The sequence below is a fragment of the Tersicoccus sp. Bi-70 genome, from assembly GCF_001968825.1.
Taxonomy (GTDB): Bacteria; Actinomycetota; Actinomycetes; order Actinomycetales; family Micrococcaceae; genus Tersicoccus.
Genome location: NZ_MIEU01000016.1, coordinates 413,541 through 431,295, shown reverse-complemented (window position 1 = coordinate 431,295; position 17,755 = coordinate 413,541). Strand labels below are relative to the sequence as shown.

The 17,755-nt window shown below is 72.8% G+C and carries 16 protein-coding genes; 9 read left to right on the top strand and 7 right to left on the bottom strand.

The annotated features are described in order from the left end of the window. Window positions 1-36: 36 nt before the first annotated feature. Entirely contained in the window at window positions 37-1,374 is a 1,338-nt protein-coding gene (locus BGP79_RS14455; RefSeq protein ID WP_076696662.1) for an AI-2E family transporter, read from the top strand. After that, the gene (ilvA, locus tag BGP79_RS14450) at window positions 1,371-2,618 is read left to right on the top strand and encodes a threonine ammonia-lyase (RefSeq protein ID WP_076696660.1); all 1,248 of its coding nucleotides are present in this window, start codon (window positions 1,371-1,373) and stop codon (window positions 2,616-2,618) included. The genes BGP79_RS14455 and ilvA overlap by 4 nt, the downstream gene beginning before the upstream one ends. An 87-nt stretch (window positions 2,619-2,705) precedes the next feature. Here the strand turns inward: ilvA and greA are convergent, their stop codons facing one another. Beyond that, window positions 2,706-3,200, bottom strand: a complete 495-nt coding sequence (gene greA, locus BGP79_RS14445) for a transcription elongation factor GreA (RefSeq protein WP_076696658.1) — start codon at window positions 3,198-3,200, stop codon at window positions 2,706-2,708. A 327-nt stretch (window positions 3,201-3,527) separates the two neighbouring features. Next, a complete protein-coding gene (locus tag BGP79_RS14440) occupies window positions 3,528-3,944 on the bottom strand; it encodes a DUF4307 domain-containing protein (RefSeq protein WP_083701956.1) in 417 nt (138 codons plus the stop codon). A gap of 239 nt (window positions 3,945-4,183) precedes the next feature. Here BGP79_RS14440 and mca point away from each other — a divergent pair, with 239 nt between their 5' ends. The 3 genes from mca to BGP79_RS14425 all read left to right on the top strand — a co-directional run bounded on the left by mca (window position 4,184) and on the right by BGP79_RS14425 (window position 7,842). Continuing rightward, window positions 4,184-5,101, top strand: coding sequence for a mycothiol conjugate amidase Mca (mca, locus tag BGP79_RS14435; protein WP_076696656.1), 918 nt, complete (start codon window positions 4,184-4,186; stop codon window positions 5,099-5,101). Between the two features lie 156 nt (window positions 5,102-5,257). Continuing rightward, a complete protein-coding gene (locus BGP79_RS14430) occupies window positions 5,258-5,650 on the top strand; it encodes a hypothetical protein (protein ID WP_076696654.1) in 393 nt (130 codons plus the stop codon). After that, on the top strand, window positions 5,647-7,842 hold the full coding sequence (locus BGP79_RS14425) for a thioredoxin domain-containing protein (RefSeq protein WP_076696653.1): 2,196 nt from the start codon (window positions 5,647-5,649) through the stop codon (window positions 7,840-7,842). Before BGP79_RS14430 ends, BGP79_RS14425 begins: the two co-directional genes overlap by 4 nt. Before the next feature lie 42 nt (window positions 7,843-7,884). Here the strand turns inward: BGP79_RS14425 and BGP79_RS14420 are convergent, their stop codons facing one another. Further along, window positions 7,885-8,634, bottom strand: a complete 750-nt coding sequence (locus tag BGP79_RS14420; RefSeq protein WP_369800225.1) for a hemolysin III family protein — start codon at window positions 8,632-8,634, stop codon at window positions 7,885-7,887. Window positions 8,635-8,808: 174 nt separating this feature from the next. On the opposite strand from BGP79_RS14420, the gene BGP79_RS14415 reads away from it, so the two are divergent. Both BGP79_RS14415 and BGP79_RS14410 read left to right on the top strand, forming a co-directional pair. Next, on the top strand, window positions 8,809-9,591 hold the full coding sequence (locus BGP79_RS14415; RefSeq protein WP_076696649.1) for an isoprenyl transferase: 783 nt from the start codon (window positions 8,809-8,811) through the stop codon (window positions 9,589-9,591). A 509-nt stretch (window positions 9,592-10,100) separates the two neighbouring features. Next, complete coding sequence (locus BGP79_RS14410; protein WP_076697118.1) at window positions 10,101-11,420, top strand: PhoH family protein; 1,320 nt, start codon at window positions 10,101-10,103, stop codon at window positions 11,418-11,420. 69 nt (window positions 11,421-11,489) lie between these two features. Here the strand turns inward: BGP79_RS14410 and BGP79_RS14405 are convergent, their stop codons facing one another. Further along, window positions 11,490-12,077: a rhomboid family intramembrane serine protease gene (locus BGP79_RS14405; protein WP_076697114.1), complete on the bottom strand. Its 588-nt coding sequence runs from the start codon at window positions 12,075-12,077 to the stop codon at window positions 11,490-11,492. Window positions 12,078-12,118: 41 nt separating this feature from the next. Next, window positions 12,119-12,868, bottom strand: a complete 750-nt coding sequence (locus tag BGP79_RS14400) for a hypothetical protein (RefSeq protein ID WP_143588441.1) — start codon at window positions 12,866-12,868, stop codon at window positions 12,119-12,121. Window positions 12,869-13,102: 234 nt separating this feature from the next. On the opposite strand from BGP79_RS14400, the gene BGP79_RS14395 reads away from it, so the two are divergent. Then, window positions 13,103-13,627: an A24 family peptidase gene (locus BGP79_RS14395; RefSeq protein WP_076696645.1), complete on the top strand. Its 525-nt coding sequence runs from the start codon at window positions 13,103-13,105 to the stop codon at window positions 13,625-13,627. Window positions 13,628-13,777: 150 nt separating this feature from the next. Here the strand turns inward: BGP79_RS14395 and BGP79_RS14390 are convergent, their stop codons facing one another. Continuing rightward, window positions 13,778-15,523, bottom strand: a complete 1,746-nt coding sequence (locus tag BGP79_RS14390; RefSeq protein WP_076696643.1) for a pyruvate dehydrogenase — start codon at window positions 15,521-15,523, stop codon at window positions 13,778-13,780. Between the two features lie 181 nt (window positions 15,524-15,704). On the opposite strand from BGP79_RS14390, the gene BGP79_RS14385 reads away from it, so the two are divergent. Continuing rightward, on the top strand, window positions 15,705-16,181 hold the full coding sequence (locus tag BGP79_RS14385; protein WP_076696641.1) for an NUDIX domain-containing protein: 477 nt from the start codon (window positions 15,705-15,707) through the stop codon (window positions 16,179-16,181). A 128-nt stretch (window positions 16,182-16,309) separates the two neighbouring features. On the opposite strand, the gene BGP79_RS14380 is transcribed toward BGP79_RS14385, so the two are convergent. Then, window positions 16,310-17,725 (bottom strand): class II fumarate hydratase, encoded by a 1,416-nt coding sequence (locus tag BGP79_RS14380; RefSeq protein ID WP_076696639.1) that lies wholly within the window; start codon window positions 17,723-17,725, stop codon window positions 16,310-16,312. Window positions 17,726-17,755: the final 30 nt, after the last annotated feature.

The following is a 17,755-nucleotide window of genomic DNA, read 5'->3' as shown; positions in this document are numbered from 1 at the left end:
GAGCGATCCGGCTCACGAGGGGCGAAGATGGAGTGCATGGGACTTTTCAGTGGACTCCGCGGCGAGACGCCGGCCACGACACCGCCGGACCCCTCCTTCCAGCCCGCCAACGACGAGGTACCGTACGCGCTGCGCATCGGTGCCGCCTGGTCGTGGCGCCTGGCCATGATCGTGCTGGTCGGCTGGGGCCTGTCCTGGGTGGTCGCCTTCTTCAGCGTGCTCATCATTCCGCTGATGATCGCCGGCCTGCTCGCGGGCCTCCTCTCCCCGCTGGTCCGTCTGCTGCACCGGCACCGCGTGCCGAAGGGGCTCGCCGTCGCCATCGTCGAGATCGGCTTCCTCGCCGTCGTCGTGGGCGCCCTGACCCTCGTCGGCCGGCAGATCGCCACCGGTATCTCCGCCCTGTGGGGCCAGGCCCGCGCGGGATACGAGCAGCTGATGGGCTGGGTGCAGACCGGCCCCCTGCAGCTCTCCACCGCCGAGATCGACCGGTACGTCCAGCAGGGCGTGCAGAGCCTGCAGGACAACAGCGGCACCCTGCTCTCCGGGGCAGCCTCCCTCGGCAGCACCGCCGGCCACGTCGCCGCCGGTCTGCTGCTGACGATCTTCTCCCTCATCTTCTTCCTGCTCGACGGGGACCGGATCTGGCGCTTCGTCGTCGGCATGCTGCCGCGCCGCGCCCGTCCGGGGGCCGACGGCGCCGGCCGCCGCGGCTGGCAGTCGATGGTCTCGTGGGTCCGCGTGCAGATCCTCGTCGCCGCGATCGACGCCATCGGCATCGGCCTCGGGGCCCTGATCATCCAGGTGCCTCTGGCCATCCCGCTGGCCGTGCTGGTCTTCCTCGGCTCGTTCATCCCGATCATCGGCGCCCTGGTCACGGGCAGCGTCGCCGTCCTGCTCGCCCTCGTGGCGCTCGGGCCGGTGCCGGCCGTGATCATGCTCGCCGTCGTCCTGCTGGTCCAGCAGATCGAGGGCCACATCCTGCAGCCGCTGATCATGGGCCGCGCCGTCTCCCTGCACCCGCTGGCCGTCGTCCTCGCCGTGACCGGTGGCTCGATGGTGGCCGGTATCGCGGGCGCCCTGTTCTCCGTCCCGCTGCTCGCCGTCGCCAACACCGTGGTCCGCTACCTGGCGGGACGGCAGTGGGAGACCGACCCGCTGCTCGCCGGATCGGACGCCGACGGGTACGGGCGGCACGCCGACGACACGTCCCACCAGCGCGACATCCACGGCCGGTCCGGCGCGGACGCCGAGACCGCCGCGGTCAACGCGACCGGGCCCGACGCGGCCGACGCCGATACCGGCGCAGTGACCGTGCCCCGCGGCGAGCCCGACGCCGCCGGATCGACCGCGCACGGGGGGGCCGATCGGTGAGCGGATCCAGCACGACCGATCTCGGCGTCCGGTACGAGGACGTCATCGCCGCCCGCCGACTGCAGGCGGGGCTGATCGAGAACACCCCGATCCAGCACTCCCGGGCCCTGGCCCGCATCACCGGCTCGCCGGTGTACCTCAAGTGCGAGAACCTGCAGCGCGCCGGTTCCTTCAAGGTCCGCGGCGCGTACACCCGGATGGCTCGGCTCACCGCGGACGAGCGGGCCCGCGGCGTCGTCGCCGCGTCCGCCGGCAACCACGCCCAGGGCGTCGCCGTCGCGGCGAAGCACCTGGGGGTCAAGGCCCGGATCTACATGCCGCTCGGCGTCGCCCTGCCGAAGCTCGCGGCCACCCAGGACCACGGCGCGGAGGTCGTGCTGCACGGTGCGACCGTCGACGAGGCCCTCGCCGAGGCGCAGCGCTACGCCTCCGCCACGGGCGCCGTGTTCGTGCACCCCTTCGACAACGTCGACGTGGTCGCCGGGCAGGGCACCGTGGGCCTCGAGATCATCGAGCAGGTGCCCGACGTCGAGACGGTGCTGGTGGGCGTGGGCGGTGGAGGCCTGCTCGCGGGCATGGCCGTCGCCCTCAAGCACGAGGCGCAGCGAGCCGGCCGGCAGATCCGGGTGATCGGGGTACAGGCGGAGAACGCCGCCGCCTACCCGCCGTCCCTGGCCGCCGACGCGCTGGTGCCGTTGACGAAGGTCTCCACCATCGCGGACGGCATCGCCGTCGGGCGGCCCGGTCAGCTCCCGTTCTCCATCATCAAGGAACTGGTCGACGACGTCGTGACGGTCAGCGAGGACGCTCTCGCCCGGGCCCTGGTGTTCTTGCTGGAGCGCTCGAAGATGGTGGTCGAGCCCGCCGGCGCCGTGGGCGTCGCCGCCCTGATGGAGGGGCGCATCGAGAACCCCGGCGTCACCGTCCCCGTGCTCTCCGGCGGCAACATCGATCCGATGCTCATGCTCAAGGTGATCCAGCGCGGCCTCTCCGCGGCGGGCCGGTTCCTGCAGGTGCGGATCATGCTGGACGACCGGCCCGGCTCGCTCGCGACCATCTCCCGGATCATCGCCGAGAACGACGCCAACGTCACCGGGGTGGACCACACCCGGATCGGCGGCTCTATCAGCATGGGCGACGTCGCCATCACGATCTTCATGGAGACCAAGGGCGCCGAGCACGCCGAGCTCATCCTGCAGGCCCTGCGCGACGAGGGATACGACCCGCAGGTGATCCACAGCTGAGCTGACCCACCGCTGGCTCAGCCAGACGCAGAACGGCCGGTCACCCCGCGGGGTGACCGGCCGTTCTCGCGTGCGTCGGGTGGCGACTCAGCCGGTGTAGGGCTTGGCGTCGACGATCTCGACGGCGATGTCCTTGCCGTTGGGGGCGGTGTAGTGCGTCGACTCGCCCTTCTTCAGGCCGAGGATGGCGGCACCCAGCGGGGACTTCTCGCTGAAGACGTCCAGGTCCGTGCCGACCGCGACCTCGCGGCTGCCGAGCAGGAACGTCTCCTCGTCGCCGGCGATCTTCGCGGTGACCATCATGCCGGCCTCGACCACGCCGTGGTCGGCGGGCGGCTCGCCCACGTGGGCGTTGCGGAGCAATTCGGTCAGCTGCCGGATGCGGGCCTCGGTCTTGCCCTGCTCGTCCTTGGCCGCGTGGTAGCCGCCGTTCTCCTTCAGGTCGCCCTCCGAGCGGGCCGCCTCGATGCGGGCCACGATCTCGGCGCGACCGGGACCCGAGAGGTACTGGAGCTCGGACTGCAGGCGGTCGAAGGCGTCCTGGGTGAGCCAGGGGGACGAGGCGGCGCTGTTCGTGGTCACGCGATACTCCTTGTCATGCGGGTGGCCGTCGGCCGGCCACGGGGGCCGGTGCGGGGACGCTCCGAGTCCGATCGGGGTCGCCGGCGCGGTGCCGGTCGCCCAAAAAAGGAACCCCGCCGGTGCCGGTCACGCGATCCTGGATCACGACCATCACCTTCACCAGCGGGGCGAAGCGTATTCCGACCATTCTACCGAGCCGGCGCGGGGAACGCGGTATCGACGGGTGCCACGAGCACCGGCGCGTCACACGGGACGGTTGCATCCGGCCTCGTCAGGAGGCGTCCCGGCGGCAGACCGGTCAGCGGCAGACGGGTCAGCGGGAGACCGTCAGGGAAGGGACCAGCAGCGGTCGACGCCGCCGTTGACGGCCAGGGAGGTGGTGCGCAGGTTCACGCGGTGGGCCGAGCCCGGAGCGTCATCGGTGCCCGCCACGTCGACCTCGGTGTAGCCGACCACCGTGAAGCGTTCGTCCAGGGCCTGCACGGCGCAGCGCCCCCGCATACCGGACGGGACGGCGACGTCGAAGTCGACCGTGATCGAGGACGGGCCGTGCACGGCGAAGCCGACGTCCTTCGGGGAGAGGGTCGGCCGGTTCAGCACGAGGGCCACCACCCCGGTCGCGACGACGGCGACGACGAGCGCGAGGACGATGGTCAGCCGCCGGCCGCGGCGGTCCAGGCGGCGCTTGGGCGCTCCGTAGCGAGTGACTAAGGTGGGACTGGTCATCGACTCGGGGGTGCTCACGCGGGCGCTCTCAATTCGCGGTCACGGATGGTTGGGCGTGCCGCTCGCCGGGAGGCGGCGGCACCGGCCCGGGAGGGCGTCTCCAGCCTATCCCGGCAGCGACGTGGTCCCCGGACCGCTCCGGCGGCTGCGACGTCGTCCGGACGCCACCGCGGACCGATGACCTGCCCGCCCTTCGGCGGACGACCCGGCGACGCACGACGTCGCCGGCGCTCACCCGAATCGTCCAGGAGTCCCACGTGCCCGAATCCGTTCCCCCCGGCTCGCTGCGGCTGCTCACCGTGCACGCCCACCCCGACGACGAGTCCAGCAAGGGCGCCGCGACGATGGCGAAGTACGTGCACGCCGGCGCCGGCGTCATGGTCGCCACCTGCACCGGTGGCGAGCAGGGCTCGATCCTCAACTCGGCGCTCGCGTCCGAGCCCCGTGCGCACCGGGACCTGCCGGGCCTGCGCCGGGTGGAGATGGCCAACGCGGCCGCGGCGCTGGGCATCGAGCAGCAGTGGCTCGGCTTCGCCGACTCCGGGCTGCCCGAGGGGGACCCGCCGCCGGACCTGCACGAGCACAGCTTCGCGATGATGCCCCTCGAGCGCGCCGCCGCGCCGCTCGTGCGCCTCGTGCGCCGGTTCCGTCCGCACGTCATCGTCAGCTACGACGAGAACGGCGGCTACCCGCACCCGGACCACATCATGGCGCACCGGGTGGCCGTCGAGGCCTACCACGCCGCCGGCGACCCGGACCGGTACCCGGGCACGGGCGAAGCCTGGGCACCGTCGAAGCTGTACTACGATCGCGCCTTCAACCCGGCCCGCTTCACGACGCTGCACGAGGCGATGGAGGAGCGGGGCATCGAGTCGCCGTTCGCCGAGTGGATCGCCAAGCGCATGCAGACCGACGCGGAGGGCAACCCGCCTCCCGGGCTCACGCACGAGACGACCACCCGGATCGAGTGCGCCGACTGGTTCGAGGCCCGTGACGCCGCGCTGAAGTCCCACCGCTCGCAGGTGGCCCCCGACGGGTTCTTCTTCGCCGCCGGGCTGGACCTGCAGCGGGAGGTGTGGCCCTGGGAGGAGTACACGCTGATCGACGCCCGCGTGCCCACCGAGCTGCCCGAGACCGACCTGTTCGCCGGGATCGAGCCCGAGTCCGCCGCCTGAGGGCGATCCGGGGCCGGACCCCGGGACCGGGTCCGGCGCTGAGGAGTGTCGAGGTCCGGCGACTACCATGGAGGGGCAGCGGGACCTCTCCCGCCCGGGGCGGTTCCTCCGTCCACGACCCGGCGACGAGCCGGGACCGCACGAGAGAAAGCCCCCATGTTCCTCAGCTCCGTCCTGGCCGCCACGCCCACCCCGACGCCCACGCCGGGGAACGGGGGACTGAAGCCGGGGCTCTCTCTCGACCAGGTCACCCCGGGCACCCTCGGCTTCATCGTGACCTTCGCCCTCGCGGTGGCCGGCCTGCTGCTGATCCGTTCCATGAACAAGCGGCTGCGCCGCATCCGGCACCGCGCCATGCTCGACGAGATGGCGGCCGCGGAGCGCGGCGAGGGACCGGGTGCCGGCGGGTCCGACGGCCCCGGTGACACCGGCGGTCCGGGTGGCTCGGGCGGTTCGGGCGGCTCGGGTCGACCGGGCGGCGACGAGCCCTTCGACGGCCGGCACGGCTCCGGACCCGTGACCGGCGATCCCGGGCGGACCCAGCGGTGAACCGGCTGGCGGGCAGCGCCTCCACCTATCTGCGGCAGCACGCCGACAATCCCGTCGACTGGTGGCCGTGGGGCCCCGAGGCGTTCGCCGCCGCCGCCGAGCGGGACGTGCCCGTCCTCGTCTCGATCGGCTACGCCGCCTGCCACTGGTGCCACGTGATGGCCGCCGAGTCGTTCTCCGACGCCGGCGTCGCCGCCTACCTGAACGAGCACTACGTCGCCATCAAGGTCGACCGCGAGGAACATCCCGACGTCGACGCCATGTACATGGCCGCCACCCAGGCGCTCACCGGCGAGGGCGGCTGGCCCATGACCGTGTTCACGGACGCCGACGGCCGCTGCTTCTACGCCGGCACCTACTTCCCGCCCCGTCCCGTCGCGGGCCGCCCGTCGTTCAGCCAGCTGCTCGTCGCCGTCCAGGAGGCGTGGGACCAGCGACGCTCCGAGCTCGAGGCCACCGCCGAGTCCCTCGCCACGAGCCTCGGCCGCGCCCAGGCCGTCAACCGCGATCTGATCGGCCAGCTCGACCTCACCGGCGAGGCGACGACCAGCACCGGCTCGCTGCTCCGCCCGGGCGTGCTCGCCGAGGCCGTCGAGGCGCTCGCGGCCACCGAGGACACGGTGCACGGCGGCTTCGGCGGTGCCCCCAAGTTCCCCGGCACGCCGCTGCTCTCGTTCCTGGCCCGGTACGCCTCGACGGGTTCCGCCACCGCTGCCTCCACCGATTCCTCCGGCGGCGAGTCGGCCGTGCAGATTGCCGAGGACCTGCTCGCCCGCACCCTCACGGCGATGGCCTCCTCCGCGCTGTACGACCAGCTCGAGGGCGGTTTCGCCCGCTATTCCGTCACGGCGGACTGGTCGGTGCCCCACTTCGAGAAGATGCTCTACGACAACGCGCAGCTGCTGCAGGTCTACCTGCAGTGGTCCCGCCTCGGGGCCCGGCACCGGCACGAAGGCTACCTGGGCGCGCGGATCGCCGCCGAGACCGCTGAGTGGATGATCCGGGAACTGGCCCTGCCCGGCGGCGGCTTCGCGTCCTCGCTGGACGCGGACACCGAGCTGGCGGGCGATCACTTCGAGGGGCTGACCTCCGTGTGGACGCCGGCGCAGCTCGCCGACGCCATCGGCGACGACGACGCGCAGGCGGTGGCGGTGCTGATGAACGTGGGCACCGGCCCGCAGCCCACCGAGTACGGCTGGCCCCTGCATCCCCGACTGGAGATCAACCGCGAGGAGTGGGCGCTGTTCGAGGCCGTGCGCCCGGCGCTGCGGCGGGCCCGCCGCGCCCGGCCGCAACCGGGCCGGGACGAGAAGGTCGTCGCCGGCTGGAACGGGATGGCCATCGCGGCACTGAGCGAGGCATCCCTCGCCCTGGACCGGCCGGAGTTCGCCGCGGCCGCCGAGGCCGCCGCGGACTACCTGTGGGACGTGCACGTCGACTCCTCGTCCGGCGTTCCGGTGCTGCACCGCATGTCCGCGACGACCACCGCCTCGACCGCCTCGTCGGGCACCGCCACCGTGCAGCCGGGGGAGGGCCAGCTCGAGGACTACGCCCACTGCGTGATCGGCTTCCTGGCGTTGCCCGCCGCCACCGGCGACGAGCGTTGGTACGAGCGGGCGATCCTCCTGCTGCAGACCGCCCTGGACCGCTTCGTCGTCGACGGCGCCCTGCGCGACACCGCGGCGGGTGAGGAGGGAAGTGCCGCCGGTCCCGCGGCGCTGGCCGGAGAGGCCCCGGTCGACCCCCTCGACGACGCCGTCCCCAGCGGCACCGCCGCCCTCGCCCTCGCGTGCACGCTGGCCTCGGCGTACTCCGGGTCGACCGACCACCGCTCGGTCGCCGAGCAGTTGATCGGCTACGTCGGCCGGCTCGCCGGCCAGGCGCCCCAGGTGGTGGGCGCGGGCCTCGCCGCGGCGACCGTGCTCGCGGCCGGCCCGACCCAGATCGCCGTCGTGGGGCAGGACTCCACGATGCGCTCGGCCCTGCGGAAGATCGCCGCCGTGCACCCCGCGCCGGCGCTCGTGCTCGCGGTCGGGGACGGGACGACGTCCGCGCGCGAGAGCCGGGTGCCGCTGCTGCGCGGCCGGCCCACCGGCCCCGGCGGCGTCGCCCGGGCCTACGTGTGCCGGGACATGGTGTGCGACCTGCCCGCCGAGACGGAAGCCCAGCTGCGGACGCAGCTGGGGAGTTGAACCGGGCAGCTGGGGAGCTGACGGGCAGCTGCGGACGCAGCGTCAGCGGGCGGCGAGGACCGCCATCATGATGCCGACGAAGTGGCAGGTGAATCCGACGACCGTGAGCGCGTGGAACAGCTCGTGGAAGCCGAACCAGTCCCGGCTGAAGTTGGGCCGCTTGATCCCGTAGAACACGGCGCCGACGATGTAGGCGATCCCGCCCACCCCGATGAGGATGGTGACCGCGGGGTTGACCGCCCAGAACTCGCCGAGGTAGAAGACCGAGACCAGGCCGAGCAGCACGTAGGTCGGCACGTACAGCCAGCGCGGCGCGTGCGTCCACAGCACCCGGAAGGCCACCCCCGCGACGGCGAGGGACCAGATCAGCCACAGCAGCACGGTGCCGTGGGACGGACTGAGCAGTGTCACCGCGATCGGGGTGTAGGTGCCGGCGATGACGAGCGAGATGTTCGAGTGGTCCAGCCGCTTGAGCAGCAGCTTCGTCCGGGGCGCCCAGTTGCCGCGGTGGTAGGCGGCGCTGGTGCCGAACAGCAGCACCCCGGTGAGCGCGAACACCGCGGACGCCCAGCGGGTGGCGGTGGTCGGGGCCAGGGCGATGAGCACGATGCCCGCGGCCAGCGCCAGCGGCGTCATGCCGAGGTGGATCCACCCGCGCAGGCGCGGCTTCTCCAGCAGGTCGGCGACCGTGCCGACGGCGGCGTCCCCGGGCGACGCGGGCGACGCCTCGTTTGACGCCGGCCGGGCGGACGGGCCGGTCGAGGAGGCGGAGGTCACCGGGTGGGAAGGCACGTGCTCATGGTAGCGAGACCGGCTGGGCGCCGGCCGCACGCACCCGGACGGTCCCCGGGCACCCGGCGGGGTGCGCGATAGTGTGGACAGGTTCGCTTCCCGCGGCGAGCGTGAAGGACGAGCGGGAGCGGAAGCGAGCAGGTGGAGAAGCGAGTGGGCGGAGAAGGAGGTCTCGTGGGCAGAGCGGACGAGCGGCCGGCGCGGCGGACCCCGCTCTACGACCTCTACGAGCAGCGTCTCGCCCGTCAGGTGGCGCGCTCGCCCCTGCCGGAGCACATCGGCGTCATGGTCGACGGCAACCGCCGCTGGGCGGCCCTGGCCGGCGCCCCCACGAAGCACGGGCATCAGGCGGGCGCGGACAAGATCCACCAGTTCCTCGGCTGGTGCGCCGAGCTCGGCATCAAGGTCGTCACCCTGTACATGCTCTCCACGGACAACCTCAGCAGGGACAGCGCGGAGCTGGACGACCTGCTCGCCATCATCGGCAACACCCTGGACCGGATCGCCGAGGATCCCACGGTGCGGGTGCACCCCGTCGGTGCGCCGGACGTGCTGCCCGCGGACCTCGCGGCCCGGCTGCGGGCTTTGGCCGAGCGGACCGGCAGCGCCGACGGGCTGCACGTGAACGTCGCCGTCGGGTACGGCGGGCGCCGGGAGATCGTCGATGCCGTCAGTGAGCTGCTGCGCGACGCCGCGGCCGCCGGCAAGGACCTGGGCACGGTGGCCGAGGAACTCTCCGTCGAGCAGATCTCCGACTACCTCTACACCCGCGGCCAGCCCGACCCGGACCTGGTGATCCGCACCTCGGGTGAGCAGCGGCTCTCCGGCTTCCTGATGTGGCAGAGCGCCTACAGCGAGTTCTACTTCTGCGAGGCGCTGTGGCCGGACTTCCGGCGCATCGACTTCCTCCGCGCCCTGCGCGACTACGCCCGCCGCCAGCGCCGCTTCGGCTCCTGACGAGACCGTTCCCGGTTCCCGCGTCCGGGGTCGGCCGGGTCGTCAACTCGTCGCGTGCTGTTCACATCCCGGCCACGGCGTGGCGCGCGGATGTCGACCTGCTGCGGCCTACATTCGGTGCATCGGGCGGCACGACCGCCGCCCGGTGCGGGAGGCTCACGATGGCGCATCGCATCCTCGGATCCGGACAGGGCCGGCGGAACTCCGTTCCGGCGCGGCTCGACGGGTTCGCGAGCGGTGGTGCGGCCGGCCGGACGGCTGGGCGACAGCCCGCCCGGCGCCCGAGCGTCCCGGATCCGACCTGACGAGCGATCCGGGTCGCGGTCGCGGCCCGGGGCGGGGAGCGAATCGTGACATCACGGCAGTCATCTGCGCAGGCCAACGACACGCAGGCCACCGACACGCAGTTCGGCGACACGCAGTCCACGGGTGAACCCGGCGCGGTGCGACCGGCCACGGGCACCGTCCGGAACGATCGCCCTGCGCGCACCTCGCGCGGCAACCGGCCGCTGGCCAATCAGCCCGACGCGGCGGTGCGGTGCATCGTCGTCGACACCTCGGTGCTGCTCTCGGACCCCCGCGCGATCTACAGCTTCGCCGAGCACGACGTCGTGCTGCCCGTCGTCGTCATCACCGAGCTGGAGAAGAAGCGGCACGACCCCGAGCTCGGTTGGTTCGCCCGCAAGGCCCTGCGGCTGCTGGACGACCTGCGGATCGCGCACGGCACCCTGAACGAGCCCGTCCAGCTCGGGGAGCAGGGCGGCACCCTGCGGGTGGAGCTGAACCACATCTCCGCCGAGGTGCTGCCGGCCGGGTTCCGGCTCGGCGACAACGACACCCGGATCCTCGCCGTCGCCCGCAACCTCGCCGACGAGGGCCACAACGTCACGGTCGTCTCGAAGGACCTGCCGATGCGGGTCAAGGCCTCGGCCATCGGCCTGACCGCGGAGGAGTACCTGCACGAGCAGCCCAAGGACTCGGGCTGGACGGGGACCGCGGAGGTGACGCTCGACGAGGCGCAGATGGCGGCGCTCTACGATCACGAACCGGTGGCCCTCGACGGCGTCGCCGGTGAGCCCGCGCTCCCGGTCAACACCAATCTCGTCCTGACCTCGGTGCGGGGCTCCGCGCTCGGGCGCGTCCAGGCGGACGGGACCGCGCGGCTGGTGCGCGGGGACCGCGACGTGTTCGGCCTGCACGGCCGCTCCGCCGAGCAGCGCCTCGCGATCGACATGCTGCTCGACGAGACCGTCGGCATCGTCTCCCTCGGCGGCCGCGCCGGCACCGGCAAGTCCGCGCTCGCCCTGTGCGCCGGACTGGAGGCCGTGCTGGAGCGCCGGGCGCACCGGAAGGTGGTGGTGTTCCGTCCGCTGTACGCCGTCGGCGGCCAGGAGCTCGGGTACCTGCCCGGCTCCGAGCAGGAGAAGATGGGCCCCTGGGCTCAGGCCGTCTTCGACACCCTCGGTGCGCTCGTCTCCCAGGAGGTCGTCGAGGAGGTCATCGACCGGGGGATGCTCGAGGTGCTGCCGCTGACCCACATCCGCGGCCGCTCCCTACACGACGCGTTCGTGATCGTGGACGAGGCCCAGTCGCTCGAGAAGAACGTGCTGCTGACGGTGCTGTCCCGGATCGGGCTGAACTCGAAGGTGGTGCTCACACACGACGTCGCCCAGCGGGACAACCTGCGGGTCGGTCGGCACGACGGGATCGCCGCCGTCGTCGAGTCCCTCAAGGGGCACCCGCTGTTCGGGCACATCACCCTGACCCGGTCCGAGCGGTCCCCGATCGCGGCGCTGGTCACCGAGCTGCTGGAGGGCATCGACCTCTGACGCGCACCACCCCGGGCCGGGGTGTCGGCGGTCTCGCCGGCACTCCGGCTCAGGTGCGTTCAGGTGCGTTCAGGTGCGCTCGCGCGTTCGTCTGCCCAGCACCAGGCCGACGACCGCGCCGGCCAGAGCACCGCACAGATGTCCCTGCCAGGAGACGAACGGGTTGAGCGGCAGCACCCCGGCGGCCAGCCCGCCGTAGACCAGGACCACGACGAGCGCGACGACGGCCGGCCCGAGCCGCCGGGCCGCGAGGCCGTAGGCGAGCAGGAACGCCGCGAAGCCGTAGACGACCCCGCTCGCCCCTACGTGCACGCTGCCGCTGCCGCCGATCAGCCAGGTGCCGAGGCCACCGAGCACGGTGACGCCGGCGAACACCGTCCAGAACCGGCCGCTGACCAGCCCCACCAGCACCCCGAGGACGAGGAACGCCCCGCTGTTGGCGATCAGGTGCGCGAAGCCCACGTGCAGGAACGGCGCGGTGACCACGCCCCACAGTCCGTCCAGCTGGCGGGGCCGGATGCCGAACGCGTCCAGACGCAGCGGCAGGATCACGTCGACGATCTCGACCACCCACATCAGCGCCACGAGCAGCATCGGGGGCAGGACGACGCGGGCGGTGTGCCGGCGCAGCTCCTCCCGGAGGGTCGGCTCGGGCACCGGGACGGCGGCCCGTCGCGTCCGGGGTGTCGGGGGCGTGGTCACGGGACGCCGGCGAACTCGTCGTCGCCCGCGTACTCGTCGGTCGCGAGGATGCGCAGCCACAGTGCCGGCGCGGCGTCGTCCTCCGGCTGCACCAGCACGCACACCCCGGTCGCGACGTCGATCCGCACGGTGCTGCGGCCGGGGCCCAGCAGGGCGGCGGCGGGGTCGGCGACGCGGTAGGCGTGGCCGGGGGAGACGACAGCCTCCAGGGCGGGCCGGCCCTCGTGCGCGGTCTCGCGCACGGCGTGGATGGTGACCGGTTCGGCGTGTGGCAGTTCCGCGGCGGCCGGGGCATTGCCGGCCAGCTGGGCGGGGTCCAGGGCCGAGGCGAGGCGCGGGTCGTCGTACCAGGGCTCCCCGTAGGCGGCCTCGGGGCGACGACGGACCAGCCCCTCCGGGTCCCGTCCGGGCGTGACCAGGTGCGGAGCCATCAGCCAGGAGGTGCGCCGCGCCGTGGTGGCGTAGCTGCCCGTGCCCGGGCGGGCGGCCGTGCTCGCGTAGACGACGTCCCCGCCGGCGGCGACGATCCGAAGCGCGAGCGGCCGGCGGACCAGGACCTCCACGGGATCCAGCCCGGCGCGCAGCACCAGCTGGAACCGCAGACTGCGCCACCGCCACGGCGAGGACCGGCACAGGCGGCGGAAACGGGCCGCCGCCACCGGATCGGCGTGCCCGGGGTCGGGCCGCTCCTCGCGTTGCTGCTCCGGTGGCGTCTGTGGGCTTTCCCGGGACGGGGGGACGGACATGAGCGCAGTCTAGCCAGCGGCCCTTGCCGTCGCCCCGGCGATCGACTCCCCGGGCGGCGCCGCCCCGTCCCGCCTGCTCGCCACCGGCGCGCTCGACACCCGGCTCACCGGGCCGCTCGTCGCAGTCGTCCACAGGCGCGTTCCGTGCCCGGACGCGGCGGCAGGTCGCCGGGTAGGCTGCGCTCATGTCGGGGGAGACGCCCGTAGTGACGTGGGACAACGCGTGGGGGAACGATGCCGGGCCGGCTCACTGAGCTGGCCGCCGCGCATCCGCTGGCGGGGGTGCTGGCGGCGCTGGCCTGCGCCGTGCTGCTCGCCCTCGCGGCCGTGCTCACCGTGGTCGACGTGCGCGAGCACCGGCTGCCGGACCGGCTCGTGCTGCCCGGCATCGCGGTCTCCGCCGTGCTGTGGGTGGCGGCGTTCGCCGTCGCAGGACCGGCCGCGGACGCCGTCGGCGGCATCGTGCGCACGCTGGGCGCCGGGGTGGTCCTGTTCGCCGGGTACCTGCTGCTGCGCCTGATCCATCCGCCCGGCATGGGCTTCGGCGACGTCAAGCTCGCCGCGCTGCTCGGGCTGCACCTGGGGGCCGCCGGTTGGGCCCACGTCGCGGCCGGCACGGTGCTGGCCTTCCTGCTCGGGGGGCTCGGCGGCGTCCTGCTGCTGCTGACGGGGCGAGCCCGCTGGCGCAGCGCCATCCCGTTCGGGCCGTTCATGCTGGCCGGGGCCGTCGTCGCTCTCGTCCTCGTCCCGGCCGCCTGACCGCGCCGAAGCCTGCCGCGCCCGGGCCTGCCGCGCCTGCGCCCGGAAACGACGCCAGCTCGTCACCAGATGTCCCATCGCCCCTCGGATCGGGGTCGGATGGAGCATCTGGTGACGAGCTGGCAGAGGTGGTGCGTGGAACGGGAGGGGTCAGCGGGGGATGTTGCGCAGGTTGGATCGAGCCATGCTCACGGCCTCGCCGGCGCCCCGGTTGAGCACCACCTTGCTGATGGCCGTCGCGAACCCGAACACCTGCTCGGAGGTGATCTTCGGCGGGATGGACAGGGCGTTGGGATCGGTCGCGATGTCCACGAGCGCCGGCCCGGCGTGGGCGAAGGCCTCCCGGTAGGCGTTCTCGATGTCCTTCGGGTCCTCGACCCGCGCCGTGTGGAACCCGAGCGCGGCCGCGACGGCCGCGAAGTCGACCATCGGCACGTCCACCCCGAAGTCGGGCAGCCCGTCGACGAGCATCTCGAGCTTGACCATGCCGAGCGTCGAGTTGTTGAAGACGATCACCTTCACGGGCAGCTGGTACGCGGCCACGGTGATCAGCTCGCCGAGCAGCATCGACAGGCCACCGTCGCCGGAGACCGCGATCACCTGCCGGTCGGGGAAGGCCACCTGCGCGCCGATCGCGTGCGGCAGGGCGTTGGCCATCGACCCGTGCAGGTAGGAGCCGATCAGGCGGCGAGTGCCGAGCGGGTTGATGTACCGGGCGGTCCACACGTTGCCCATCCCCGTGTCGGCGGTGAAGATCGCGTCGTCGTCGGCCACCTGATCCAGGATCGACGCGGCGTACTCGGGATGGATCGGCACGAGCCGGTCCGCCCGCCGGGTGTAGGCGCCGACCGCCTTGTTCATCAGCTTGTCGTGCCGCTTCAGGGTTGCATCGAGGAAGCGGCTCGACGTCTTCTCCCGCACCAGTGGCAGCAGCGCCTCGAGCGTGGGCAGCACGTCCGCGTTGACCGCGACGTCGACGTCGGTGCGCCGGCCGATGTGCTCGGCCGCGCGGTCCACCTGGGCGGTCCTCGTGTCCGGCAGGAACTGGTCGTACGGGAAGTCGGTGCCGAGCAGGATCAGCAGGTCCGCGTCGTGGATGCCCTCCGCCGCGGCGCCGTACCCGAGCAGGCCGGTCATCCCGACGTCGTACGGATTGTTGTACTGGATGAAGTCCTTGCCGCGCAGGGAGTGCCCGACCGGGGCCTTCAGTTTCGCGGCGAGGTCGATGACGGCGTCGTGCGCGCCCGCGACGCCGGCGCCGGCGAAGATCGCGACCTTGTCCGCCGCGTCGATCGCGGCAGCCAGCGCCGCCAGGCTCTCCGGGTCCGGATACAGGATGCCGGGCGTGAAGGTCGCCGGGGCCGGCGCCTTCGCGGTGGCCATCTCGTCCGCGACGTCCCCGGGCAGGGTGATCACCGAGACGCCGCGCAGGGCGAGGGCGTGCTGAATGGCCGCGTGGACGACGCGCGGCGACTGCTTCGGCGTCGAGATCAGCTCGCTGTAGACGCTGCACTCGGTGAACAGCCGGTCCGGGTGGGTCTCCTGGAAGAACCCGGTGCCGATCTGGGAGCTCGGGATGTGCGAGGCGATCGCGAGCACGTGCGCCCCGGAGCGGTTGGCGTCGTACAGCCCGTTGATCAGGTGCAGGTTGCCCGGTCCGCAGGATCCGGCGCAGACCGCGAGCTCGCCGGTCAGCTGCGCGTCGGCCGCGGCGGCGAAGGCGGCGGCCTCCTCGTGCCGCACGTGCACCCAGTCGATGCCGCCACGGGCGGACCCGCCGCTGGCGCGGACCGCGTCGACGATCGGGTTCAGGCTGTCCCCGACGATCCCGTAGATCCGGCGGACCCCGGCGTTGATGAGTTGCTCGACGATCTGCTCGGCCAGTTTCTGGGCCATGGCGGTTCCTTCCGTTCGTGCACGACGGGTGGTCTCGCCTGCCAGTCTGGCACCGCGGCCGCAGCGGCGGTATTCCCTGGCTCACGGTCGGTTGGAGCCCGCCCGCCCTGACCGCGGCGACCGGGTCGGCGGTGCGGACGCACGCGCAGGCACAGGTGTGGGGCGCTCCTAGACTGGCCGCATGCCCGTCCCCGATTTCATCCTCACCATGCGCGAGAAGCTCGGCACCGACCTGATCTGGATGCCCGGGGTGAGCGCCGTCGTCCTCGACGACGACGGGCGGGTGCTGCTCGGGCAGCGCGCGGACAACGGCCAGTGGGGGCTGATCACCGGGATCCTCGACCCCGGGGAGGAGCCGGCCGTGGGCGCGGTGCGGGAGGTCGCGGAGGAGACGGGCGTCGTGGCGCGCGTCGAGCACCTGGCCTCGATCAGCGCGGGCCGGCCGGTGACCTTCCCCAACGGCGACCGGGCCCAGTTCCTCGACCTGACCTTCCGCTGCCGGTACGTGGCGGGGGAGGCGCGGGTGGCCGACGACGAGTCGCTCGCCGTCGGCTGGTACGCCGTCGACGACCTGCCCGACTCGGTGCCCCCGCACCAGCGGTGGCGCCTGCAGACGGCGCTGACCGCCACCGGCGTGCCCGTCTTCGCGCGGGACTGATCGGGCGACCGGCTGAGCAGCAACCCGCACTGAGCACCCACCCGGTGAGGCGTCGGCATCCTCCCCGGGACGCCGAACGGCGGCCGGAGAACCGGCCGCCGTTCGGGCGGAGTGGGTGCGGGTGCTGATCAGGCGTTCGGCCCGGTCATCGTCGTCACGTCCAGCGCCGCGTCCAGCTGCTCCTCGGTGACCTCGCCGCGCTCGACGAAGCCGAGCGCCACGGTCGCCTCGCGGACGGTCAGGCCCTCGGCGACGGCCTTCTTCGCGATCTTCGCCGCGTTCTCGTAGCCGATGTACTTGTTCAGCGGCGTCACGATCGACGGGGACGCCTCGGCCAGGAACCGGGCGCGGTCGACGTTGGCCTCGATGCCGTCGATCATCTTGTCCGCCATCACCCGCGCCGTGTTGGCGAGCAGGCGGATCGACTCGAGCAGGTTCGCGGCCATCACCGGGATGCCGACGTTCAGCTCGAAGGCGCCGTTGGTCGAGGAGAGCGCGATGGTCGTGTCGTTGCCGATCACCTGCGCGGCGACCTGGATCGCGGCCTCGCAGATCACCGGGTTCACCTTGCCCGGCATGATCGACGAGCCCGGCTGCAGGTCGGGGATGGCGATCTCGCCGAGGCCCGTGTTGGGGCCCGAGCCCATCCACCGCAGGTCGTTGTTGATCTTGATCAGCGAGTAGGCGATGTTGCGCAGCTGGCCGGAGGCCTCGATCAGCCCGTCGCGGTTGGCCTGCGCCTCGAAGTGGTTGCGGGCCTCGGTCAGCGGCAGCGCGGTCTCCTCGGCGAGGATCGCGATGACCTTCTGCGGGAAGCCGGCCGGGGTGTTGATGCCGGTGCCGACGGCGGTGCCGCCGAGCGGCACCTCGGCGACGCGCGGCAGCGACGCCTCGATCCGCTCGATCCCGTAACGGACCTGCGCGGCGTAGCCGCCGAACTCCTGGCCGAGGGTCACCGGGGTGGCGTCCATCAGGTGGGTGCGGCCGGACTTGACGACGTCCTTGAACTCCGCGGCCTTGCGGCCGAGCGACGCGTCCAGGTAGGTCAGGGCCGGGATGAGGTCGTTCAGCAGGGCGCTGGTCGCGGCGACGTGCACCGAGGTGGGGAACACGTCGTTGGAGGACTGCGAGGCGTTGACGTGGTCGTTCGGGTGGACCGTCTTCTCGGAGCCGGCGGCCTTGAGGGCGCGGGTCGCGAGCTCGGCGATGACCTCGTTGGTGTTCATGTTCGAGGAGGTGCCCGAACCGGTCTGGAACACGTCGATGGGGAAGTCGCCGTCGTACGCACCGGAGGCCACCTGGTCGGCGGCGTCGGCGATCGCGTCGGCCAGGTCGCCGTCGAGCACGCCGAGCTCGGCGTTCGCGCGGGCCGCGGCCTTCTTGATCTGGGCGAGCGCCTCGATGTGCTTGCGCTCGAGCGTCTTGCCGGAGATGGGGAAGTTCTCGACGGCCCGCTGGGTCTGCGCCCGGTACAGGGCGTTGACCGGCACGCGGACCTCGCCCATCGTGTCGTGTTCGATGCGGTACTCGGGGGTGTCGGACACCGGTGTCTCCTCGTGGTGGCGGTGGGTGGT